At 72.6% G+C, this 14518-nt stretch carries 13 protein-coding genes; 6 read left to right on the forward strand and 7 right to left on the reverse strand.

Annotated elements, in window-relative coordinates:
* Window positions 1–34 precede the first annotated feature (34 nt).
* Together AB3M81_RS00420 and AB3M81_RS00425 are read left to right on the forward strand one after the other, a co-directional pair.
* Entirely contained in the window at window positions 35–1267 is a 1233-nt protein-coding gene (locus AB3M81_RS00420) for an HD domain-containing protein (protein WP_412901930.1), read from the forward strand.
* A 120-nt stretch (window positions 1268–1387) separates the two neighbouring features.
* Window positions 1388–3265: an anthranilate synthase family protein gene (locus AB3M81_RS00425; protein WP_412901931.1), complete on the forward strand. Its 1878-nt coding sequence runs from the start codon at window positions 1388–1390 to the stop codon at window positions 3263–3265.
* 106 nt (window positions 3266–3371) lie between these two features.
* Here the strand turns inward: AB3M81_RS00425 and AB3M81_RS00430 are convergent, their stop codons facing one another.
* From AB3M81_RS00430 to AB3M81_RS00460, 7 genes are all read right to left on the reverse strand, one after another.
* The gene (locus AB3M81_RS00430; RefSeq protein ID WP_412901932.1) at window positions 3372–4778 is read right to left on the reverse strand and encodes a S1C family serine protease; all 1407 of its coding nucleotides are present in this window, start codon (window positions 4776–4778) and stop codon (window positions 3372–3374) included.
* 69 nt (window positions 4779–4847) lie between these two features.
* Window positions 4848–6257, reverse strand: coding sequence for a HAMP domain-containing sensor histidine kinase (locus AB3M81_RS00435; RefSeq protein WP_412901933.1), 1410 nt, complete (start codon window positions 6255–6257; stop codon window positions 4848–4850).
* Window positions 6254–6946 carry a response regulator transcription factor gene (locus AB3M81_RS00440; RefSeq protein ID WP_412901934.1) on the reverse strand — a complete coding sequence of 231 codons (693 nt, stop codon included), beginning with the start codon at window positions 6944–6946 and terminating at the stop codon, window positions 6254–6256. The genes AB3M81_RS00435 and AB3M81_RS00440 overlap by 4 nt, the downstream gene beginning before the upstream one ends.
* Before the next feature lie 15 nt (window positions 6947–6961).
* Window positions 6962–7831: a fructosamine kinase family protein gene (locus tag AB3M81_RS00445; protein ID WP_412901935.1), complete on the reverse strand. Its 870-nt coding sequence runs from the start codon at window positions 7829–7831 to the stop codon at window positions 6962–6964.
* 63 nt (window positions 7832–7894) lie between these two features.
* Window positions 7895–8371 (reverse strand): low molecular weight protein-tyrosine-phosphatase, encoded by a 477-nt coding sequence (locus AB3M81_RS00450; RefSeq protein ID WP_412901936.1) that lies wholly within the window; start codon window positions 8369–8371, stop codon window positions 7895–7897.
* Complete coding sequence (locus tag AB3M81_RS00455) at window positions 8368–8745, reverse strand: phage holin family protein (protein WP_412901937.1); 378 nt, start codon at window positions 8743–8745, stop codon at window positions 8368–8370. Before AB3M81_RS00455 ends, AB3M81_RS00450 begins: the two co-directional genes overlap by 4 nt.
* Window positions 8746–8755: 10 nt before the next feature.
* Window positions 8756–9712, reverse strand: a complete 957-nt coding sequence (locus AB3M81_RS00460; protein WP_412901938.1) for an EamA family transporter — start codon at window positions 9710–9712, stop codon at window positions 8756–8758.
* A gap of 64 nt (window positions 9713–9776) precedes the next feature.
* Between AB3M81_RS00460 and hisC the strand changes: the two genes are divergently transcribed.
* The 4 genes from hisC to AB3M81_RS00480 all read left to right on the forward strand — a co-directional run bounded on the left by hisC (window position 9777) and on the right by AB3M81_RS00480 (window position 14437).
* Window positions 9777–10838: a histidinol-phosphate transaminase gene (gene hisC, locus AB3M81_RS00465; RefSeq protein WP_412901939.1), complete on the forward strand. Its 1062-nt coding sequence runs from the start codon at window positions 9777–9779 to the stop codon at window positions 10836–10838.
* 322 nt (window positions 10839–11160) lie between these two features.
* Window positions 11161–12195 carry a pyruvate dehydrogenase (acetyl-transferring) E1 component subunit alpha gene (gene pdhA / locus AB3M81_RS00470; protein ID WP_412901940.1) on the forward strand — a complete coding sequence of 345 codons (1035 nt, stop codon included), beginning with the start codon at window positions 11161–11163 and terminating at the stop codon, window positions 12193–12195.
* The gene (locus AB3M81_RS00475) at window positions 12186–13157 is read left to right on the forward strand and encodes an alpha-ketoacid dehydrogenase subunit beta (RefSeq protein WP_412901941.1); all 972 of its coding nucleotides are present in this window, start codon (window positions 12186–12188) and stop codon (window positions 13155–13157) included. The genes pdhA and AB3M81_RS00475 overlap by 10 nt, the downstream gene beginning before the upstream one ends.
* A complete protein-coding gene (locus AB3M81_RS00480) occupies window positions 13154–14437 on the forward strand; it encodes a dihydrolipoamide acetyltransferase family protein (RefSeq protein ID WP_412901942.1) in 1284 nt (427 codons plus the stop codon). Before AB3M81_RS00475 ends, AB3M81_RS00480 begins: the two co-directional genes overlap by 4 nt.
* Window positions 14438–14518 lie beyond the last annotated feature (81 nt).

Here is a 14518-nt window from a genome sequence, read left to right on the forward strand (position 1 = left end):
GGTCGCGGCGCCGCCGCGCTACCGTCGGGAGACGATGACTCCTCGCACCGACCTCCGGTTCCCGCGCGGCGCTCGGGTGCTGCACGTCGGGCCCCACAAGACCGGCACGACCTCGCTGCAGCGCGCCTTCCACGCCGAGCGCGAGGCCGTCGCCGCGCAGGGTGTGCACTACGCCGGCTCCACCAGCCAGCCGATCGACGAGGTGCTCGCGCTGCTCGCGCGCGAGAACCCGAGGCCGCCCGCCGACGCGCCGTCCAGCGACCGTCCCTGGCGGCGCCTCGTCCGCGAGGTCAAGGAGGCCGAGGGCACCGTCCTGGTCAGCAGCGAGTTCCTCGCCGACGCCCGCGAGGCGGCCATGGCGGCCGCCGTCCGCGAGCTCGGCGGCGACGATCCCTGGGTCCTGGTCACACTGCGACCGCTCGCGAAGATCCTGCCGTCGCAATGGCAGCAGTACGTCCAGAACGGCATGCGGACCGCGTACGGGCGCTGGCTCAAGGCGATGCTCCGCGAGGCGGACACCACGACCCTCTCGCCCTCGTTCTGGTGGCGGCACCGGCACGACGAGCTGGTCGCGCGCTGGGCCGGCGTGGTGGGGCCCGAGCGCGTCGTCGTCCTCGTGCTCGACGAGTCCACGCCCGACCAGCTGCTGCGCGACGTCGAGACGCTCTTCTCGCTCGCCCCCGGGACGCTCGAGGTCCCGGCCTCGGACAACCGCTCGCTGACGCTGCCCGAGATCGAGCTGATCCGGCAGTTCAACAAGCAGTTCGCCGCGAGCGGCCTGCCGCGGTCGGTGCACCACCACGCGATGCGCTTCGGCACCGCCCGCTACCTGCAGCAGCGGGCGCCCCGCCCCAACGAGCCGCGGCTCACCACGCCCTACTGGGCCGCGCGGGCCGCGGTCGGCCTCGGCGCCGCGATGGCCGAGCGGATCGCCGCGAGCGGGGTGCACGTCGTGGGCGACCTCGGGGCGCTGTCCGCGATGCCGGCGAGCGGCGTCCGCGCGAAGGGCGAGCCCGCGCCGAAGGTCAGCCTGCGACCCGAGCTCGCCGCCACCGCGCTCATGGGGATGGTGCACGCGAGCGGCCTGCCCGAGATCGTCGGCGAGGGCAAGGTCGCCGAGCCCGAGGGCGCCCAGCCCGTGCCGACGGTGGGCTTCGCGCGCGCCGCCTGGCGCCGCGCTCGCGACCGAGTGCGCCGCGAGCTGACCGAGCGCCGTCCGGAGATCGGACCGGACGCGCCGGCACCCGACGACGGACAGGTACGCTGACGCCATGTCGACGACCATGTGGTGGCCCCTCCGCTGAGGAGGCCTGTCGACGTACCCCACGCCCAGACCCCTCGTTGGCGGTCTGGGCGTCGTTCGTCCGACCGCGGGAAGAAGACTCCGATGACGCACACGATCCTCGACGACCTGCTGGCCCAGCCCGCGTTCGCGCTGATCCGCGGCCGCGAGACGGACCGGGTCACGCTGATCGGCGGACCCCGCACCGACGTCGAGCGGCTGGCCGACGTGCCGCTGGCCGACGGCCCCGGCCCGTCGTGGGACCACCTCGTCCTCGTGCCGTACGCGCAGGTGGTCGAGCGCGGCTTCGAGGCGCACCAGGACGGCACGCCGCTGTCGGTCATCGAGGCCCGGGTCAACCAGGACGTGGCCCTCGCCGACCTGCTGGAGGCGCTGCCGGACGCGCCGATCGACCTCGCCGACCGCGGCGGCTTCGAGACCTCGGACGAGGAGTACGCGGCGATGGTCCGCCGCGTCATCGACGACGAGATCGGCCAGGGCGAGGGCGCGAACGTCGTGATCGGCCGCCGGTACCGTGCGCAGGTCGCCGACTGGGACCACACCCGGGCGCTGAGCGTCCTGCGCCGCCTGCTCGAGCGCGAGCGCGGCGCCTTCTGGACGTTCTGCATCTTCACCGGCGACCGCTACCTCATCGGCGCCAGCCCCGAGCGCCACGTCAGCCTCGACGCGGGCCAGCTGCGCATGAACCCGATCAGCGGCACGTTCCGCATGCGCGGCCTCGACACGCACGCCGAGCGCAAGCGCGAGCTGCTGAGGTTCCTGTCCGACGAGAAGGAGATCTACGAGCTCTTCATGGTCGTCGACGAGGAGCTCAAGATGATGTGCGACCTGTGCCACGAGGGCGGCCTCGTGCTCGGTCCGTACCTCAAGCCGATGACGCATCTCGTGCACACCGAGTACCTGCTGGCCGGCCGCACCGACCGCGACCCGCGCGAGATCCTGCGCGACTCGATGTTCGCCGCCACCGTGACGGGCAGCCCGGTCGAGAACGCGTGCCGCGTCATCAAGCAGTACGAGCCGCAGGGCCGCGGCTACTACGCCAGCGTCGCCGCGCTGCTCGGCCGCGACGAGCAGGGCGCGCCGCGACTGGACGCCCCGATCCTCATCCGCACCGCCGACGTCGACCTCGAGGGCAACCTCGTCGTGACGGCCGGGGCCACGCTCGTGCGCGACTCCGACGCCGAGTACGAGACCAACGAGACCTGGGCCAAGGCCTCCGGCATCCTCAGCGCCTTCGGCCTGGTCGAGTCGGCGCCGCCCGCGGTCGAGGGCTTCGACGCGTTCACCCGCGAGGACGACGTGCTCATCGCGCTCGGCTCGCGCAACCAGCGGCTCTCGCAGTTCTGGCTGAGCGACCAGTCGGGCACGCCGCAGGTGCCGGCCCTGACGGGCAAGCGGGTGGTCGTGCTCGACGGCGAGGACGACTTCGTCAACATGCTGTCGCACGTCTTCGGCGTGATGGGCATGACGACCGACGTCGTGCGCCACGACGAGTGGACCGAGACCGCGCTCGACGGCCACGACCTCGTGGTCGTCGGCCCCGGTCCGGGCGACCCGCGTGACGGCGACGACCCCAAGATCGCGAACCTTCGCGCGGCCACCGCGCGGCTGCTGGACCGCCGGCAGCCGTTCCTGGCGATCTGCCTGGGCCACCAGACGCTGTGCCACCAGCTGGGTCTCGACCTGGCCTACAAGGACATCGTCTTCCAGGGCACGCAGAGCGCCCTGCCCGTGCTGGACCGCACCGAGACCGTCGGCTTCTACAACACGTTCGTGGGTCGGGTTCCCGCGTCGGGGCTGCCCGAGGGCGTGACGGTGCAGACGGACCCGGAGTCCGGCGACATCCACCTCGTGGCCGGCCCGCACTACCGCGGCATCCAGTTCCACGCGGAGTCGATCCTGACGCAGAACGGCTACGCGATCCTGCGCGATCTCGTCGAGGCCGTCCTCACGGACCGCTGAGCGCGAGCGCTCGCCCCGCCTTTCCCCGAGATGTGGAACGGGATCCACGTTCCGGTCGGTGCCGGACGTGGATCCCGTTCCAGAAGTCGCCCCCGTGGGGCGGCGGTCAGTCCTGCTGGCGGGCGGTGGCGCCGCCGTCGCTGTCGAGCTTGACCTTGATCTCCTGCGACTTGTCGCCCCGCAGGACGGTCAGCGTGACCTCGTCGCCGGGCTTGTAGCCCCGGATCGTCGCGACGAGCGCCGAGTTGCTCGAGATCGGGTTGCCGTCGACCTTCGTAACGATGTCGCCGGCCTTGAGGCCCGCCTTCTCGCCCGCGCCGCCCATCGTGACCTCGCCGATCAGGGCGCCGATGCTGGTGATCTTGTCGTCGCCGGTGGCGTTGCGGACCTCGACGCCGATGCGCGCGTGCTCGACGGTCTTGCCGTCGAGGATCTGCGTCGCGACGTTGTTGACCAGGTTGATCGGGATCGCGAAGCCCAGGCCGACCGAGCCGTTGCCGTTGCCGCCGGTGTTGATCGCCGAGTTGATGCCGATGACCTGGCCGTCGAGGTTCACGAGCGGGCCACCCGAGTTGCCGGGGTTGATCGCCGCATCGGTCTGGATCGCCGGGAACGTCGTGGTGGTGCCGCCCTGCTGGAACTGCGAGCCGTCGCCGGGGCTGACGGGGCGGTTGAGCGCCGAGACGATGCCGGTCGTGACGGTCGCGTCGAGGCCGAACGGCGAGCCGATCGCGACGACCGTCTGGCCCACCTGGACCTCCTGGGAGTTGCCCAGCGTGGCGGGGGTCAGGCCGCTCACGTCCTCGGCCTGGATGACCGCCACGTCGGTGGCCACGTCGCGCCCGATGATCGTCGCCTTGGCGTTGCGGCCGTCGTTGAAGGCGACGGTGATCGTGCCACCGTCGGCCGCCGCCTCGATCACGTGGTTGTTCGTGATGATCTTGCCGTCCTCGCTGATGACGACGCCGGTGCCGGTGCCGGACTCGCCCTGGCCGGCCACGTTGATGACGACCGTCGCGGGCAGGACCGCGTCCGCGACCGCGCTGATGTCGCTGTTGGCCTGCTTCGCCGAGGCGGGGCGGTCGAGCGTGGTGCCCGTGCTGGTCGTCGTGACGGTGCCGTCGTCCTCGAGGGCGCTGTAGATCGCGGCGCCGCCCGCGGCCGAGGCGCCGGCGAGCAGGATGATGCCCGTCGCGGCCGCGACGAGGCGACCCGCGCGCCGCTTCCTGCGCGGAGCGGGCGCCGGCGCGGCGAACGCCGGCGGGACCTGGCCGCCGCCGTTGCCGCCGTCGCCCGAGCCGCCGCCGAACGCGACCGTCGGCTCGTGGACGGCGACGGTCGGCTCGTGATCGCCCGGTGCGTCGTACGTGGACGTCGCGGGCTCCGGCGTGGGCTCCTCGGCCCGGGCGCGGGGCTCGGCGAAGGGCCAGCCGCCGCCCGCGTCCTGCGTGGGCTGCTGCGGCGTCGGGGGCACGTACGGGCGGTCGGCGTACGGATCACGCTGGTCTGTCATGGTTCAACCTTCCTCCGGCGACCTGAGAACTGCTTGTGAACAGGCTGGGGCGTAGCGAAATGTCTGCGGTCACGTGGCGTCGAGCGGGACGCGGAACGTGAAGGTCGCGCCCTCGCCCGGCCGCGACTGCACGGTGACCGCGCCGCCGTGGCGGTCGGCCGCGCGCTTGACGATCGCCAGTCCGAGCCCCGAGCCGGGCAGGGTCCGGGCCTCGGTCGAGCGGTAGAAGCGGTCGAACACGTGCGGCAGGTCCTCGGGCCGGATGCCCGGCCCCTCGTCGCTGACGGTGACCGTGCCGCCGCTCAGGCGGACGCGCACGGTGCCCTCGGGCGGGCTCCACTTCGCGGCGTTGTCGAGCAGGTTCGTCACGGCGCGCTCGAGCAGCTGGCTGTCGCCCAGCACCCACGAGGGCTCCAGCAGGGCGTCGAACGTGACGCTCGGGGCGCGCAGGTGGACGCGCTCGACGGCGCGGCGGACGACGTCGGCGAGGTCGAGCGGCTCGGGATCGCGGTGCAGCGGCTCGTCGCGAGCGAGCTCGGTCAGGTCGCCCACGAGCGTCGAGAGCTCGTCGAGCTGGGCGCGCACGTCGTCGAGCAGCTCGCGGTGCGCGGTGGCGTCGAGACGGCGCTCGGGCTCGGCGCTGGCCTGGCGCAGCAGGTCGATGTTGGTGCGCAGGCTCGTGAGCGGCGTGCGCAGCTCGTGGCCGGCGTCGGCGATGAGCTGGCGCTCGCGGCGCTGGGTCTCGTCGAGGGCGCGCAGCATCTCGTTGAAGGCGTGCGACAGCCGCGTCAGCTCGTCCTCCTTGCCGGTGACCTCGATCGGCGTGAGCTCGCGCGTGCGGGCGATGCGCTCCGCGACGGCGGTGAGCCGGCGGACGGGACGCAGGCCGTTGCTGGCGACCGCCCAGCCCGCGAGCCCGGCGAAGATCATGCCCGACAGCGTCGACAGGATCAGCACGATCTGCAGCCGCTCGAGGGCGCGCACGGTCGACTCCATCGACTGCGCGAGCACGAACGCCTGGCCCGACCCGGCCTGGATCGCGACGACCCGGTACGGCGTGCCGCCGACGTCCGCGGTGCGCGCCGAGGTCTTCGCGTAGCCGAGCGCGACCTCGCGCTCGCGGTTGTCGTACGGGAACGTGTCGTTGGGGCGCGGGCCGACGAACACCCGGCCGCCGCCGCTCTGGATCGCCAGCAACCGGATGCCGGCCAACGAGAGCAGGTCGGCCTCCTTGGCGGTCAGGTTGGTCGGCGTGTAGCCGGCCGCGACGGCCTCGTTGGCGCGCTTGAACATCGAGTCGTCGAGCGAGCCGACGATCTCCTGGCGGACCAGCACGTAGACGCTGACGCTGATGAGCGTCAGCACCGCGGCGACGGCCGCGGTGGTCAGCAGCGCGACGCGGCCCGCGAGCGAGAGCCGCTTCGTGATCGGCTCGAAGGCGTCGTGCGCGTGCCCGTGCAGCCGCTCCAGCAGGGTCACGGCGGCGTCTCCCGCAGCACGTAGCCCACGCCGCGGACCGTGTGCAGGAGGCGGGGCTCGCCGTCGGCCTCGAGCTTGCGCCGGACGTAGCCGACGTAGACCTCGAGCGAGTTCGCCGTGGTGGGGAAGTCGAAGCCCCACACCTCCTCGAGGATGAACGAGCGCTCCAGGACGCGCTTCGGCCGCTGCATGAACAGCTCCAGCAGGGCGAACTCGGTGCGGGTGAGCGAGATCTGCCGCTCGCCGCGGCGCACCTCGCGGGTCACCGGGTCGAGCGTGAGGTCGGCGAACTCCAGCGGGGGCTCGTCGTCGGGGTCGTCGGCGCGCCGCGTCACGCGCCGCAGCAGGGCGCGCACGCGGGCGAGCAGCTCCTCGAGCGCGAACGGCTTGGTGAGGTAGTCGTCGGCGCCCGCGTCGAGGCCGTCGACCCGGTCGCTGACGGCGTCGCGCGCCGTCAGGACGAGGATCGGCACGTCGTTGCCGGCGGCGCGCAGCGCGCGCGTGGCGTCGAGGCCGCCGAGCCGCGGCATCATCACGTCCATCACGATCGCGTCGGGGGCGGACTGGGCGACCTTGGCCAGCGCCTCGGCACCGTCGCCGGCGATCTCGACCGTGTAGCCGTTGAACTCCAGGGAACGGCGCAGCGAGTCGCGCACGGCGCGGTCGTCGTCGACGACGAGGATGCGCATCGACCCCTCCTTCCGTCAGGACCGGCTGTCGAGCAGGCTCTGCGCGGCTGCGGCGGCGCGCGGTCCGTAGGCGCCGCCGAACATCATCGCGTGCACGAGCAAGGGGTGCAGTTGGTGCAGCGGGACCCGGTCGGCCCAGCCGTCCTGCAGGGGAGCGACCTCCTGGTACGCGTCGACGATCCGCTGCAGGTGCGGGGCGCCGAAGAGGGCCAGCATCGCCAGGTCCGTCTCGCGGTGGCCGCCGTGGGCGGCCGGGTCGATGAGGTGGACGCCCTCGGCGGACCACACGAGGTTGCCCGACCAGAGGTCGCCGTGCAGCAGGGCCGCGGGCTCGGGGTCGGCCGTGAGCGAGGGCAGCCGCTTCATGGCCTGCTCGATGACGGCGGCCTGCTCGAGCGAGAGCGAGCCGCGGTCCACGGCGGCCTTCACGTACGGCATGACGCGGCGGCTGGCGTAGAACTCCTCCCACGTCGGCAGCGGCCGGTTCGGCAGGGGAGCGAGCCCGACGTAGCCGTCGTGCTCGGCGCCGAAGCCGCCGGCGCCCTGCGCGTGCGTCGCAGCGAGGGCGCGACCGAACGCCTCGGCCAGGTCGGTGGTCGGCTTCGTGGGCTCGATCCACTCCAGGATGATGCACTCGTCGTCGGCCGCGAGGACCTCGGGGACGGGGGCGCCGCCGGCCGCGCGGAGGCGGTTCAGGCCCTCGGCCTCGGTCGTGAAGAAGCGGGCGGGCGCCTGCGGCCGGGTCTTGATGACGGCGCTGCGCCCGTCGGTCAGGCGCAGCCGCGTGGTGGTGCAGATGTCGCCGCCCGCGACCGACGTCGTCGACACCACGGCCACGTCCAGCAACCGCTCCGCCAACGCCGCCGTTCCCGCCATTCGTGCCATGCAGTGAAACCTACCGGCTGCCCGTCGCGCGCGGTCGCAGAGCGGTCCGCGCGGAGGGCGGGGTCAGCGCTCGGACAGGTGCCTGACGATCTCGTCCGTCGTCCGCTCGACCATCGCGAGCACGTCGTCGAAGCCCTCGGGCCCGCCGTACCAGGGGTCGGGCACCTCGGCGTCCGGCGTGTCCGCCTCGGGGTCGAACGAGCGGTACATGCGGACCTTCGCGCGGTCCTCGTCGGTCCGGGCGAGGGCCAGCACGTCGGCGTGGTTGGACGCGTCCATCGTCAGGATGAGGTCCTGCTGGTCGAACCACTCGGCGGTGAAGGTGCGGGCGCGGTGACGGCTCGCGTCGTAGCCCGCGGCCGTCAGCTTCTCGGCGGCGCGCTCGTCCATCGGCTGGCCCACGTGCCAGTCGCCGGTGCCGGAGGACGACACCACCACGTCGTCGATCCCGGCCTCGGCGAGGCGGTGCTCGAGGACGACGTCCGCCATGGGGGAGCGGCAGATGTTGCCCAGGCACACCATGGCCACGCGGGTGGTCATCGGAACAGCACCGACAGGATCGACTGGCAGATCGAGATGACGATCGAGGCCAGCAGCGCCCAGCCGAACCCGGCGACCATGAACTCGACGCCGAACGAGGTGGTGAGCCACTCCGTCAGGAGCAGCAGCAGCGCGTTGATGACGACCAGCAGCAGGCCGAGGGTCAGCACGATGAACGGCAGCGAGATCAGCTTGACGATCCCGCCGACGAACTCGTGCACGATCGTGAAGACCAGGCCGACGACGGCCAGCGCGAGGACACGGTTGAGCGTCGACTCGTCGGCCCCGCCGATCGACATCTTGGTGCCCAGGATGAGGGCGGCCAGGGCGAGGGCGAGGCTGCTGACGAACCACGTGGACAGGAAGCGTTCCATGGTCCTCACCCTAGAGGGCCGGAGGCAGCTCCTCCTCGGGCACGTGGCGCGCCGTCTGGGCCAGCACGATGCCCGCCAGAACGCCGAGGACGCCGATCACCTGCACCGTGGTGAGGGTCTCGGAGAACCACAGCCAGCCGACGACGACAGCCACGACCGGCTCGAGCATCGCCGTCACCGAGGCCTTCGAGCTGGACAGGTCGCGCAGCGAGGCGAGGTAGAGGAAGAACGGCGTGACCGTGCCGAACAGCACGACCGAGCACATCGCGAGCCACGCCGGGACGGTGAGGTCCGAGAGCCGGCCGAGCATCGAGGCGGGGTCGCCCAGCGCGTCGACGCCCTCCCAGCCGCCGAGGACGTTCATCGTGATCGCGCCGACGCCGAAGGACCACACGACGGTCCGCAGCGCGGTCAGCGGCTCGCCGGACGTCGCCGTCAGCGTCTCGCCCAGCAGGAAGTACGCCGCGAAGCAGAACGCGGCCGCGAGCGCCATGGCCAGGCCGAGCGCGTCGAGGGTCAGCCCGTTCCAGATCTGTCCGACCAGCGCGAGGCCGGCGAGCGCCAGCGCGATCGCGGGCCACACGCGCGGGTGCACCGGCTCGCGCCGCACGAAGCGCACCCACAGGACCACCAGGACCGGCGCGAGGTACTCGATGAGCAGCGCGATGCCGATCGGCAGCCGGGTCAGCGCGATGTTGTACGTCCACTGGACGAAGGCCACCCCGACGATGCCGAGCGCGACGATCAGCAGGGCGTCGCGGCCGCGCGGCCGGCGCAGCGCCGACCGGTCGAACACGACCGCGATGAGCAGGAACACCAGGAACGCGCCGGTGGCGCGCACCGTCGTGTAGGTCGAGGTGGGCAGGCCGGCCTCGATGGGGATGCGGGTGACGCCGGCGTTGATGCCGAACAGGACCGCGGCCGTGACGACGAGCGCCAGCCCGCGACGCGCATGACGCTCGCTCACGCGGCGATTGTCGCACCGCTCGGTCACCGCTCACGCGCGAGTCGCCGGTCGTAGGCTCAGGGCCATGACGCAACCCCGTCCCCGTGACGTCCTGGCGTCGATCCCGGCCTACCGGCCGGGTCGCCCCGCCGAGGACGAGCGCCTCAAGCTCTCCAGCAACGAGAACCCCTTCCCGCCCCTGCCCGGCGTGATCGACCAGGCGGCTGCGCAGCTCAACCGGATCAACCGGTACCCCGACCCGGGCGTGACCGCGCTCGGGCAGGCGCTCGCCGAGCGGACCGGGCTGACGGCCGACCACTTCGCGTTCGGCACGGGCTCGGTGTCGGTGCTGTTCGCGCTGCTCGACGCCTGGTGCGGGCCGGGTGACGAGGTCGTCTACGCGTGGCGCTCGTTCGAGGCGTACCCGATCGCGGTCGACCTGCCGGGCGCCGTCTCGGTGCGGGTCCCGCTGACCGAGGACCACCGTCACGACCTGCCGGCGATGGCCGCCGCGATCACCGACCGCACGAAGGTCGTGCTCGTCTGCACGCCGAACAATCCGACGGGCCCGATCGTCGAGGCCGAGGCGTTCGAGGAGTTCATGGCCTCGGTGCCGTCCCACGTGCTGGTCGTGGTGGACGAGGCGTACCTCGAGTTCGTCCGCGATCCCGCGGCGGTGAAGGGCCTCGAGGCGCTGCGGCACCCGAACGTCGTGGTGCTGCGGACGTTCTCGAAGGCGTACGGCCTGGCCGGCCTGCGGGTCGGCTACTCGATCGCGCACCCCGAGATCACCGAGTCGATCCGCAAGGCGCTGCCGCCGTTCGGCGTGAGCGACCTCGCGCAGGCCGCGGCGCTGGCGTCGCTGGACGCGCAGGACGAGCTCGACAAGCGGGTCGAGTCGCTCGTCGCCGAGCGCGACCGGGTGACGGCGGCGCTGCGCGAGCAGGGCTGGGACGTGCCGGACTCGCACGCGAACTTCGTCTGGCTGCCGCTGGGGGAGCGGTCCGCCGAGTTCGCCGAGCACGTCCGGCCGCTCGCCGTCCGGCCGTTCCCCGAGGGCGTGCGCGTGAGCCTCGCCGACCCGGACGCGAATGACCTGCTGATCGCTCGCGCCGCCGCCTTCCGGGCTGACGGTTTCCCCGGTTAAGTAGGTTCTCTGTCACTCAACGTGGGTTGCGAACCCCGTTGAGTGACAGCTTCCCTCGTTCAGTGGGTCCGGTCGGCCATCGAGTGGCGGATTCCGGGTGGTCGCGTCATCGGCGCGACTGAACGAGGTTCCCTGTCACTTCGCGTGGGTCGCAACCCTCGCGAAGTGACAGGAAACCCGCTTAACCGGGGAAACCGACACCACCTGCTACCCTCGAGGCCAGATGTGATGCCCGTCACATCGGCGGTCCGCACGCTCACCACAACCGAGCCTGGACCGCGTCAACGGAGCGGCGACCCCGCTCCCGGCACAGGAGGCAGTCATGGGCCTACCCATCTCCCGGACGCTGACGCCTGACGGCGAGCTCGTCGCAGCACACGACTTCACCCTCGAGGACCTGCGCGGCTTCCACCGCGACCTCGTCCTCGCGCGGCGCATCGACTCCGAGGCGTTCGCGCTCCAGCGGCACGGCGAGCTGGGCCTGTGGGCCCCGCTGCTCGGCCAGGAGGCCGCGCAGATCGGCAGCGGCCGCGCCCTGGCCCCGAACGACTTCGTCTTCCCGTCCTACCGCGAGCACGCGGTCGCGTGGTGCCGCGGCATCGACCCGGCGCTGCTGCTGGGCCTGTTCCGCGGGACGAGCCTCGGCGGCTGGGATCCGGCGCAGTACAACTACGCGCTGCCGGCGATCATCATCGGCGCCCAGACGCTGCACGCCGTCGGCTACGGCATCGGGTTGACGCTCGAGGGCCGCGAGGACGCGGTCGTCGCCTACTTCGGCGACGGGGCGACGAGCCAGGGCGACACGAACGAGGCGTTCGCCTGGGCCGCCTCGTACAACGCGCCGGTCGTGTTCTTCTGCCAGAACAATCACTACGCGATCAGCGTCCCGCTCGAGCGCCAGACCCGCGTCCCGATCGCGCAGCGGGCGGCCGGCTTCGGGTTCGAGGGCGTCCGCGTCGACGGCAACGACGTCCTGGCCGTCCACCAGGTCACCAGCGAGGCGCTGCGGAAGGCACGCGAGGGCGGCGGTCCCACGCTCATCGAGGCGATCACGTACCGGATGGGCGCGCACACGACCTCCGACGACCCGAGCCGCTACCGCGACCCGCACGAGTCCGACGAGTGGGCCGAGCGCGATCCGCTGCTGCGGCTGCGCCTGCTGCTCGAGGCGACCGACCCGGACTTCGCCGCGTTCGACGCCGAGGTCCAGGCCGAGGCCGACCGCCTCGGCGAGCACCTGCGCGAGGTCTGCCGGGGCCTGCCCGATCCCGACTTCGCCGAGCTGTTCCAGCACGTCTACGCCGACCTGCCACCGGAGCTGGTCGAGCAGCGGGAGGAGGTCCGGTCATGGAGCTGAGCATCGCCAAGGCCATCAACGCGGGCCTGCGGGCCGCGATGGACGACGACCCGAAGGTCGTCCTGCTGGGAGAGGACATCGGCCGCCTCGGCGGCGTCTTCCGCGTCACCGACGGCCTGCAGAAGGACTTCGGCGAGCAGCGCGTCATGGACACGCCGCTCGCGGAGTCCGGCATCGTCGGCGCCTCGGTGGGCCTCGCGTACCGGGGCTTCCGGCCGGTCGTGGAGATCCAGTTCGACGGGTTCGTCTACCCGGCCTACGACCAGATCGTGAACCAGGTCGCGCGGCTTCGCTTCCGCAGCGAGGGTGCCGTGACCGTCCCGATCGTCATCCGCATCCCGTACGGCGGCGGCATCGGAGCGGTCGAGCACCACTCCGAGAGCCCGGAGGCGCAGTTCGTCATGACGGCCGGCCTCACGGTGCTCGCGCCGTCGAACCCGCACGACGCGTACTGGATGATCCAGCAGGCGATCGCCTCGGACGACCCGGTGATCTTCCTCGAGCCCAAGCAGCGCTACTGGCAGACCGGCGAGGTCGGCGACTCCGCAGGCATCGGCCTGCACGAGAGCCGCGTCGTCCGTGAGGGCACCGACGCGACCGTCGTCACCTACGGGCCGACGGTCAGGACGTGCCTCGAGGCGGCCGAGGAGGCGCAGGCCGAGGGCACGTCGCTCGAGGTCGTCGACCTGCGCTCGCTGTCCCCGCTCGACCTCGGACCCGTCTTCGCGTCCGTCCGGCGGACCGGCCGCGTCGTCGTGGTGCACGAGGCGGCGCGCACGCTCGGGCTCGGCGCCGAGCTGGCCGCCCGGATCACGCAGGAGTGCTTCTACTCGCTCGAGGCGCCCGTCCAGCGCGTCACCGGCTACGACGTGCCGTATCCGCCGTGCCGGGTCGAGCACGACCACCTGCCCACGGTCGAGCGCGTGCTCGACGCCGTGGCCGTCACGGGGGAGTACCGATGAGCGAGTTCCGCCTGCCCGACGTGGGCGAGGGCCTGACCGAGGCCGAGATCGTCACATGGCGCGTCGAGGTCGGTGACGAGGTGAAGGTCAACGACCCGATCGTCGACATCGAGACGGCCAAGTCGATCGTCGAGCTGCCCAGCCCGTTCGCGGGCGTCGTCGAGGAGCTGCTCGTCGCCGAGGGCGACACCGTCGCCGTCGGCACGGTCATCGTCCGCATCGGCGAGGGTCAGGCGAGCGGTGATCTCGATACACCGTCTCGCAAGCTCGCCGGCACTCGATCGCCGGGCACTGGTGGTCGAGTAGCCGACGAGCGAAGCGAGGCGCGTATCGAGACCACGGCCGAGTCTCCGCAGCCCGAGTCCGCAGAGACCCGCCCGAAGGTCCTCGTCGGCTACGGCCCGAGCGAGCGTCGTCGCCGCACCCGCAGCGCCCGCACCGAGATCCGCCCGTCCACCTCGGTCCGCGTCCTGGCCAAGCCGCCGGTGCGCAAGCTCGCGAAGGACCTGGGCATCGACCTCACGCAGGTGCCGTCGACCGGCGACGTCGTCACGCGCGCCGAGGTCGAGGCGTTCGCGCGCAGTCACGAGACCGCCTCCACGGCCACGCCGGTCTCCGGCGTCCGGAGGGCGACGGCGGAGGCGATGGTGGCCTCGGTCGCCGTGCCACAGGCGACCGAGTGGGTGACCGTCGACGTCTCGGCCACGGTCGAGCTGGTCGCCCAGCTCAAGCAGGACCGGCGGTTCGCGGACGTGAAGGTCACGCCGACGCTCATCGCGGCGCGCGCCGTGTGCTTGGCCCTCGGCCGGACGCCCGACCTGCACGCGCAGTGGCGGGGCGCCACGATCGAGCACCCGCCGTCGGTCGGCCTGGGGATCGCGGCGGCGACCGAGCGGGGCCTCGTGGTGCCGGTCGTCCGCGAGGCCGAGACGCTGTCGCTCGCCGACCTCGGCCGGGCGATCGACGAGCTCGTCGCCACCGCGCGCGAGGGCCGGGTCCAGCCGGCCCAGCTCTCGGGCGGCACGTTCACGATCACGAACGTGGGCGTGTTCGGGGTCGACGGCGGCACGCCGATCCTGCCGCCCGGCCAGTCGGGCATCCTGGCGCTCGGCCAGGTGGCGCGGCGGCCGTGGGTGGTGGACGACGGGGTTGTCCCGCGCTGGGTCACGACCCTGGCGGTCACGTTCGACCACCGGGTGGCCGACGGCGAGCAGGCGTCGCGCTTCCTCGCGGACGTCGCGACGCTGATGGGGAACCCGGCGATGGCGCTGGCCTTCTGAGCAGCCGGCCGTCACGGTTCCGGGGTTGCTGCGAGAGGCGACCCCGGGACGTGGCGGCCGGCGCTGCAGGCGCACAATGGC

This window comes from Aeromicrobium jepli (assembly GCF_047246605.1).
Lineage (GTDB): Bacteria > Actinomycetota > Actinomycetes > Propionibacteriales > Nocardioidaceae > Aeromicrobium.

Coding starts and splice junctions, on each gene's coding strand:
- AB3M81_RS00475 (WP_412901941.1), top strand. CDS start 12,186: ATGGAGCTGAGCATCGCCAAGGCCATCAACGCGGGCCTGCGGGCCGCG.
- AB3M81_RS00455 (WP_412901937.1), bottom strand. CDS start 8,745: ATGGAACGCTTCCTGTCCACGTGGTTCGTCAGCAGCCTCGCCCTCGCC.
- AB3M81_RS00425 (WP_412901931.1), top strand. CDS start 1,388: ATGACGCACACGATCCTCGACGACCTGCTGGCCCAGCCCGCGTTCGCG.
- AB3M81_RS00450 (WP_412901936.1), bottom strand. CDS start 8,371: ATGACCACCCGCGTGGCCATGGTGTGCCTGGGCAACATCTGCCGCTCC.
- pdhA (WP_412901940.1), top strand. CDS start 11,161: ATGGGCCTACCCATCTCCCGGACGCTGACGCCTGACGGCGAGCTCGTC.
- AB3M81_RS00420 (WP_412901930.1), top strand. CDS start 35: ATGACTCCTCGCACCGACCTCCGGTTCCCGCGCGGCGCTCGGGTGCTG.
- AB3M81_RS00480 (WP_412901942.1), top strand. CDS start 13,154: ATGAGCGAGTTCCGCCTGCCCGACGTGGGCGAGGGCCTGACCGAGGCC.
- AB3M81_RS00430 (WP_412901932.1), bottom strand. CDS start 4,778: ATGACAGACCAGCGTGATCCGTACGCCGACCGCCCGTACGTGCCCCCG.
- hisC (WP_412901939.1), top strand. CDS start 9,777: ATGACGCAACCCCGTCCCCGTGACGTCCTGGCGTCGATCCCGGCCTAC.
- AB3M81_RS00440 (WP_412901934.1), bottom strand. CDS start 6,946: ATGCGCATCCTCGTCGTCGACGACGACCGCGCCGTGCGCGACTCGCTG.
- AB3M81_RS00445 (WP_412901935.1), bottom strand. CDS start 7,831: ATGGCACGAATGGCGGGAACGGCGGCGTTGGCGGAGCGGTTGCTGGAC.